This is a genomic window from Gammaproteobacteria bacterium (genome assembly GCA_016765075.1).
Lineage (GTDB): Bacteria > Pseudomonadota > Gammaproteobacteria.
Window position 1 is genome coordinate 1 of sequence record JAESQP010000069.1, and the last position, 8,253, is coordinate 8,253.

An 8,253-nucleotide genomic window follows, 5' to 3' on the forward strand; every position below is an offset into this window, starting at 1 on the left:
CCTGCGTCGACCTGACGATCAACGAGATCGGTCCGGACATCGAGGGCAGCTGGCTCTTCTTCTTCGAGTCGCTCTATCTGCCGGTCTTGTTTCACGAGTTGGCCCATGTCGTCCGAGGGCATCTCGGCCTGCTCCGACAGCGACACGGCGGGGCGGGCCTGTGCATGGTGGACGAGTTGATGAGCCAGGATGCGGGCAACACGCCTCCTGGCTTTCCGCTACGCGATGTCGAGATCGATGCGGACGTCTACTGCTCGGGTATGTCCGGCGAGTTCGCCTTCGCGCGATCCGCGACCCTGCCGCGCTGGCAGTACATGACGGGCAAAGAGAACCTTTATGCCGAATTCGTCGGATACGCACTCTTCGTGGTCGGCCAGGAACGCATGGCGCGCGACAGGATCGGAACCCGCGACACCTACCCGTCGCCAAATCTTCGGTTGCTCCTGCACTCTGTCGCCCACAGGGCGCGTTGGAATGTGGAACATCCCGAAAGTGACTATTTCGCGGAGATCTTTGAGCCCGCAATGGAATTACTGGCACCGCTCGAGCCGGCCTTCCCCGAGCTCGATCTCCTCCGGGACACGATTACCAGGGAGGGGGAGGCCGACCTCAGGAAAGATCTATTCGGCTATTGTCCATTTATTTTCCAAAGAGTTCTTTGTATTCTGCGTCTTTAAAACCAATATAAAGTTTGCCGTTATTATCCAGTACAGGGCGCTTGATAATGGCCGGTTGTTCAACTAATAGATCGGCGATGGCTGATTTACTGTTGACGGATTTTTGCTCATCGGTCAGTTTACGCCAGGTGGTGCCACGGCGATTGATCAGTATGTCCTGGTCAATCTCTTTTAGCCATTGATTCACTTTTGTTTTCGTTAAACCATCAGCGCGAAAGTCGTGAAAGTCATAATGAATATGATTGTCATCTAACCAGCGTCGCGCCTTACGTACAGTGTCACAATTTTTGATGCCATAGAGGGTGATTTTTTTCATGGTGTCTATTTATAGTTAATTTTTTAGATATCGCGCAATAATTCGTTGATGCCCACTTTGCTGCGAGTTTTCGCATCCACTTGTTTTACGATGACAGCGCAGTAGAGGCTATAGCTGCCGTCTTTTGATGGCAGACTACCTGATACGACAACCGCGCCTGCGGGAATGCGACCATAGCTGATTTCACCGGTCATACGGTTAAATATTTTGGTGCTTTGACCAATGTAAACACCCATAGAAATCACTGCACCTTCTTCGACGATAACGCCTTCTACCACTTCTGAGCGTGCACCAATAAAGCAATTGTCTTCAATAATCGTTGGGCTGGCTTGCAGTGGTTCCAATACGCCGCCAATACCAACGCCACCTGATAGATGAACGTTTTTACCAATTTGTGCACAGGAACCAACGGTTGACCAAGTATCAACCATAGTCCCACTATCAACATAGGCGCCAATGTTAATATAAGATGGCATCAAGATTGCGCCGGGCGCGATATAAGAACCATGACGCGCTGTGGCGGGTGGTACAACGCGCACGCCTGACTCGCGAAAGTCGCGTGAGTTCATGTCTTGAAACTTGGAATCTACTTTATCGTAATAATTAGTGAAGCCGCCTTTAACGAATTCGTTATCATTAATGCGGAAAGAAAGTAGTACGGCTTTTTTTAGCCATTCGTTAACGACCCATTCGCCATTGATTTTCTCGGCAACGCGGGCGCTACCATTATTTAATTGTGCTAAGGCTTCAGTGACGGCTTCTTTAACGTGGGTATCGACCGTTCGTGGTGTGATATCGGCACGTCGCTTGAAGGCTTCTTCGATAGTGGCTTTAATATCATTCATTGTTTTGTTTCTCCTGTAATAATTAGTAAAAATCGGGAAATAAATTTGGCTATAAAGCAAATAGGTTTATTGCTTGATGCAATCACGGATGCGCTTGGCAGCATCAACGCATTGTTCAAGATTGGCGACCAGTGCGATTCGAATAAAACCAGCGCCTGGGTTTATGCCATCGCTTAGACGTGAAAGATAGCACCCTGGCAATACCGTGACATTATATTGTTGATAGAGTCGCTTGGCGAATTGCTCGTCGCATTGCCCATTATGCGCACCAATATTAAGCCATAGGTAGAAGCCAGCATCAGGCCAATCTATATCGATAACAGGTTTCAGTATGTTAATAACAGCAGTAAACTTTTCAGTGTAGAGTCTGCGGTTTTCAACCACATGTAGATCATCGCTCCAGGCGACAGCGCTGGCGTGTTGCGATGGCGGTGACATGGCAGATCCGTGATAGGTGCGGTATTGCAAAAATGGTTTAATCAGCGCTGCGTCGCCCGCAACAAAACCTGAGCGTAGACCTGGTGCGCTAGAGCGTTTAGATAAGCTATGAAAGACCAAGCAATTTTTATAGTCATTGCGCCCAAGGGATTGAGCGACCTCGAGCAGGCCAACGGGTGGCGTGCTTTTTGTCGGATAAATATCGGCATAACATTCATCCGAGACAATAGTGAAATCATATTGGTCGCTGAGTTCGATAAGGCGTTTTAGCAGCGATTCTGGTGCAACCCTACCGCTAGGGTTGCCTGGGCTGCATAAATAAATAAGCTGGCATTGTTGCCACTGTTCTTTAGTAATGCTTTCAATGTCAGGTAGAAAACCATTATCGCTGGTCGTGTTGAGATAAACTGGCTTAGCACCTGCAAGCAGGGCAGCACCTTCATAGATCTGATAAAACGGGTTAGGCATTAATACCAGTTTATCTTTCTCAACCAGACACTGAACAATCGCAAATAGGGCTTCGCGTGTGCCGTTGACAGGTAACACTTGAGTGTCAACATCAAGCTGTTTGAGTTGATAGCGTTGCGTCAAATAATCAGCAATGGCTTGGCGTAGTTCGTCACTGCCCTTGGTGATGGGGTAATTAGCAAGTTTGTCTAGCTGACTGATTAGTGCCTCTTTGAGGAAAGCAGGGGTTGGGTGCTTGGGTTCACCAATGGATAGGTTGATCGACGAATAGGCATCGTTAGGTGTGGCGTCAGAAAATAATGCACGCATACGTTGAAATGGGTATGGTTGTAAGATAGGTAGACCAGGGTTCATCAGATTGTGAATAAGCAATGATAAAACAGTTGATTATAGCTTTTTACGCCGTGTTACGTCTTTATAAATGATAAATTCATATCACACTAGGCTCAGTTCGACTTATGTATTCGCTGTGTTGGCTTTGCTTGCGTCTGCGACGATGTGGGGCACCATATGGTATCCGCTACGTTTGTTAGAAGATCAAGGTTTGGCAGGCTTGTGGTGTGCGTTAATTATGTATGGCACGGCATTAGTGATTAGTCTTCCCTGGTGGTGGCGACATCGCCTGGATTTTGTGCGTCGGCCTGTCGCGTTGGTGTTGTTGGGTCTAGCTAGTGGCTGGGCCAATGTTGCTTTTATTCTTGCGATTATCGATGGCGAAATCGTTAGAGTCACCTTGCTATTTTTTCTTTACCCGATATGGGCGACGCTGATAGGCCGATTTTTTTTGCATGAGCCTATGCCTGGGCGTGCCTGGCTTGGCTTTTCTGTCGCGATTGCCGGTGCCTTGATTATGATGTGGAACCCGCAACTGGGCAGTCTTTTACCACAAGACAGTAACGATTGGTTGGCCTTGTCTGCTGGTTTTGCCTTTGCGGTGTCGGCGGCAATAGTAAGAAATTTGAGTGAAATTGGTGTAGTACCAAAGACGATTGTGGTGTGGATTGGTGTGGTAGTAGTTGCGACGCTTTGGTTGTTGATTGCCGCAATTGAGTTTCCTGTGCTCGATAGCGAGGTCTACTTGGCGGCGAGTTTGCTTGGTTTGTTTGCTACGGTGGTAATGACCTTGTTGGTGCAATACGGTTTTCACCATGTGCCGGTGTCACGCTCTTCGGTTATTTTGTTGTTTGAATTAATAGCCGGTGCATTGTCGGCCTATTGGTTAGCCAATGAAGTTCCTGTTCCTAATGAGTGGTTGGGTGGTAGTGTGATAGTGATTGGTGCATGGTTAATTTTGACTGTGAGTGGCGATATGGAAAAAGAAAAATGTTAGGCTTGACCTTTATCTTCATCTAAACAATTAATGATTTCATTGCGTAGAGTTTGCAATAATTTTTCGTCGGTAATTGCCTCATCATTCTCATCTTCGAGAGCAAAAATATCTTCTACTTTCTCGCCCAAGGTCGCAATCTTTGCGATACGTGCAGTGATGTTGTGCCGTGTTAAGGTTTGCGCTATGCGTGATAAAATACCGGGTTGGTCAGTGGTTACTACTTCCATCAAGGTGCGATTATTTTGATCATCGTGAGAGAAAGTGACGCGAGTAGGGATATTAAAGGCACGCAAGCGTCGCTGTTGGCGCCGTTGTATCGACGCCCATTCGTCTATGGGTGCCGATAAAGATTTCTTTAAGTGGCTTTCTATTTCTTCATTACTCATTGCTACAGAATCGTCATGGCCATCATCAGCCAGTATCGTGTAACTGTTGATGACGTAATTATCTTTTGTGGTGTAAATCGCTGCATCGTGAATACTGATGCCAAGTTTTTCTAGTGCTGTGGTGTTAGCTGCGAAGGGGTCAATGAGTCTGGGGTCGCTATAGGTAAAGATTTTGGTGTCATTGTTTCGGCCAATATTGCTGACCATGACAAAGGGTACATGCGTGTTATCAACAATTTTAATCATCGCCTGCGTTTGCCAGGCAACTTCCTCGGCGCTATTGCGTAGAAAGTATTCGTCCTCAAGGTGAGACCATTGTCTGTTGACTAATTTTTCGCTGACGTTGTTGGCCTCAAGTAGTGCTTTGGCCAACCGTTTGACATGTTTAATTAAACTTTCACGGTCTAGTGGGTTATCGAGGCCGCGGAAGAGAGCGCGACGCGTTAACGCATAGAGTTCTTGCAGTAGTGATGCGCGCCAGTTATTCCAAAGCTTTGGGTTGGTGCCGCGGATATCGCCGACAGTAAGCAGGTAGAGATAATCTAAATGTGTTTGGTCGCCGACGATATGAGCAAATTCTGCAATGGTGTCGGGGTCGGAGATATCCTTGCGCTGCGCTGTCATAGACATGGTTAAATGGTTTTTGACTAGCCATGCGACAAACTCAGCATCATAATTACTTAAACCATGATGAAGGCAAAATTCACGTGCATCTTTTTCACCCAGCTTGGAGTGATCACCACCACGGCCTTTGCCAATATCATGAAACAAACCAGCTAAATACAATATTTCTGGTTTTGGCAGTGACGATGCGATCTGGCTGCATAATGGCAGTTCTTTTTTATGTTCTTCAACAAAAAGTCGTCTTAAATTTCTAACAACAGTTAGTATGTGTTCATCTACTGTGTAGATATGAAATAAGTCAAATTGCATTTGCCCAACTAGGTTGGAAAAGCTAGGCAGGTAGGCTGCGAGCACGCCATAGTTATGCATGCGCCTAAGTTCATGTGTAAGGCCTTGTGGTTGGCGCATGATTTCCATAAATAAAGCACGATTATCTGGGTTGTTACGGAAACCTTCGTCGATTAAATGACAGTGTTGTCGGATCAAGCGGATCGTTGATGCACGAACGCCTGTAAGGTGCGGGTTTTGCTGCAATACTAGAAACATTTCCAGCAATGCTGAGGGGTGGTGCTTAAACACAAGATCATTGACGACTTCCAAAAAACCATCTTGCTCTTGGAAGCGTTTATTTAGTGTATTAACTTTACTATCCGAGCGTGCGTAGAGGATGGCTTCGCTAAAGTGTTGCAACAACATTTCGTTAAGGCGGCTAAGTTCTTTAATAGTGCGATAGTAATGCATCATAAACAGCTCTACCGCACGTTTATGTTCGCCATCTTTATAACCTAGTGTTTGTGCAAGGCTGGGCTGGTGGTCGAAAAGCAGCCGATCTTCTTCGCGGCCAGCGAGAATATGCAAGGCAAAGCGCACCTGCCACAGAGAATTTTGCGCGCCAACAAGGTCATTATGTTCCGCCTGAGTCAGGAAGCCGTGTGTAACAAGGTCATGAAGGTTCTCCGCATCAAAATATCGCTTCGTTATCCATATAATGATATGAATATCACGTAAGCCACCAGGCCCATCTTTGACATTGGGTTCGAGGTTGTAGGCAGAGTCACCGTATTTACGATGACGTAATTGCTGTTCTTGTAGTTTGGCTTTAAAAAAGGCTTTGTTTGGCCAGAGATGGTCTGGCGAAATCGAGGTTTGCAGTTGGGTAAAAAGTGATGTTGTCCCTGTAATAAATCGAGACTCAATCAGGTTTGTTATGGTGGAGATGTCTTTTTTGGCTTCGACGATGCAGTGTTCTACAGTGCGTACGCTATGCCCTATTTCAAGCCCCATATCCCAACAAAAACTAATAAAATGAGTAATAGCATCGTTATGCTGCTCATGATAGTTGTTAGCAAGTAATACTAAAATATCGATATCGGAGTGTGGAAATAGTTCGCCACGACCGTAACCACCAACGGCGATCAACGCAATACCATCGCTATTTTGGTTAATGAATTGCTGCCATGCAAGAGTCAGCAGCCGATCAATTTCTGTTGCGTGTATGTGCACAAGTTCTGATGCCAGTGCGCCATCGTTAAAGCGTTTACGCAGTAAGCTACGGATTTCGGTGAGCTTATCTCTAAACTTGATGAGATTGGCATCGTTGTGTGTTTGATTAATAGCTGAGTCGCTCCTGGTAGGCGGCATTGCCTGTACGATATTTTTAAATTAAATATCGTCTTCGGGTCGTTTGGTCAGAACGTTAAAGCCATCGTCTGTGACCAGAATGGTGTGTTCCCACTGGGTTGATAGGCTGCGATCACGTGTTACGACCGTCCAATTATCGCCAAGTAGCTTGACGCCGCGTTTACCAATGTTGAGCATGGGCTCGATAGTAAAGGTCATACCGCTTACCAATGGCATACCGGTGTTGAGTTCGCCATAGTGCAAGACTTGCGGTTCTTCGTGGAATTCTTTGCCAATGCCGTGACCGCAGTATTCACGCACGACGGACATATTGTTTGATTCTGCATATTCTTGAATGGCATGGCCGATATCGCCGAGACGGACGCCGGGCTTGACCATTTCGATGCCAGTGCGCATGGCGTCATAAGAAATTTGACACGCGCGTTTCGCCATGATTGAGGGCTCACCAACATAAAACATCTTACTGGTATCACCGTGATAGCCCTCTTTGATGACAGTAACATCGATATTAATAATGTCGCCATTCTTGAGTTTCTTGTCACCGGGAATACCGTGACAGACAACGTGGTTGACTGAGGTACAGATTGATTTTGGAAAACCATGATAATTTAATGGTGCAGGTATCGCTGCCTGCTCTTGAGTGATGAAATCGTGGCAGATCTGGTCAAGCTCGCCAGTTGTGATGCCAACAACGACATGCGGGTGAATCATATGCAATACGTCTGCAGCAAGCCGTCCTGCGACACGCATTTTCTCGATCTCATCAGTTGATTTAATAGTGACAGGCATAGCTCTTATCAATAAATTCAATCGCTTAGTTTGCTTTTAGTACAAAAGCACAGTTCAATCGCGCATTCTAACCGTACTGGTGGATCTGTGCCATCACCAGCCCGCATTTCTCACCAGAATGACGAGCTCTCGCTTGATCTTTACCCCCGTGTCAAGCACGGGGCAGGCTCCGCGAGGGGGTGCTGAGGTGATTTTACAGTGGATTTCCTTCGGCCGGAAATACAGCCCGTATTCCACTGCCTCAGAAAACCCACTGTAAAATAAAATCTCTGCGCGCTCTGGGGGTTGTCGCCAGACAATCCGAGGAAGTACTCCCCCTCAAGGGGGCAAAGCCGAGTCTTGGATGCGATTATTTCGCCCCCTGGCAAGAAATACGGGTCAGTCAAAAGATTGAGAAAGTGTCTCTAATATGGTATAAGTCTCGCGCCGAATCTCGCTTGAGAGCCGGTATACACAGGCAACCTCGCTGTTGCCATACTATGACACACACATTCCGTCACATCGGCTGGGGTGCTGGATAGTTCGCTATTTGGTCAGCTTATGGGGAATGTGGAGGCTTAACCCTACAAGAGGAAATTAATATGCCTAACGTCTCAATGCGTGAGATGCTGGAGGCTGGTGTTCATTTCGGCCATCTGACTCACTACTGGAATCCCCAGATGGCGCCTTATATCTTTGGCGCACGTAATAAAATTCATATCATCAACCTTGAAAAGACGTTGCCGTTGTTTAACGACGC

General features: G+C 46.7%; 8 protein-coding genes. 3 read left to right on the plus strand and 5 right to left on the minus strand.

Features of this window, described 5'->3' with window-relative positions:
• The coding region (locus JKY90_04170) for a hypothetical protein (GenBank protein MBL4851461.1) at positions 1-677 on the plus strand (677 nt) is incomplete at its 5' end.
• Here the strand turns inward: JKY90_04170 and JKY90_04175 are convergent.
• From JKY90_04175 to JKY90_04185, 3 genes are all read right to left on the minus strand, one after another.
• Positions 640-993, minus strand: a complete 354-nt coding sequence (locus JKY90_04175) for an ArsC family reductase (protein MBL4851462.1) — start codon at positions 991-993, stop codon at positions 640-642. The two genes, JKY90_04170 and JKY90_04175, sit on opposite strands and share 38 nt — an antisense overlap.
• A gap of 23 nt (positions 994-1,016) precedes the next feature.
• Positions 1,017-1,838, minus strand: a complete 822-nt coding sequence (gene dapD / locus JKY90_04180; protein MBL4851463.1) for a 2,3,4,5-tetrahydropyridine-2,6-dicarboxylate N-succinyltransferase — start codon at positions 1,836-1,838, stop codon at positions 1,017-1,019.
• Between the two features lie 66 nt (positions 1,839-1,904).
• Entirely contained in the window at positions 1,905-3,098 is a 1,194-nt protein-coding gene (locus JKY90_04185; GenBank protein MBL4851464.1) for a succinyldiaminopimelate transaminase, read from the minus strand.
• Between the two features lie 67 nt (positions 3,099-3,165).
• Between JKY90_04185 and JKY90_04190 the strand changes: the two genes are divergently transcribed.
• Complete coding sequence (locus JKY90_04190; GenBank protein ID MBL4851465.1) at positions 3,166-4,074, plus strand: DMT family transporter; 909 nt, start codon at positions 3,166-3,168, stop codon at positions 4,072-4,074.
• On the opposite strand, the gene glnD is transcribed toward JKY90_04190, so the two are convergent.
• The gene (glnD, locus tag JKY90_04195) at positions 4,071-6,725 is read right to left on the minus strand and encodes a [protein-PII] uridylyltransferase (GenBank protein MBL4851466.1); all 2,655 of its coding nucleotides are present in this window, start codon (positions 6,723-6,725) and stop codon (positions 4,071-4,073) included. The genes JKY90_04190 and glnD overlap by 4 nt on opposite strands.
• A 21-nt stretch (positions 6,726-6,746) precedes the next feature.
• Entirely contained in the window at positions 6,747-7,514 is a 768-nt protein-coding gene (gene map, locus JKY90_04200) for a type I methionyl aminopeptidase (protein ID MBL4851467.1), read from the minus strand.
• 581 nt (positions 7,515-8,095) lie between these two features.
• Between map and JKY90_04205 the strand changes: the two genes are divergently transcribed.
• A partial coding sequence (locus tag JKY90_04205) for a 30S ribosomal protein S2 (protein MBL4851468.1) occupies positions 8,096-8,253 on the plus strand: 158 nt, incomplete at its 3' end.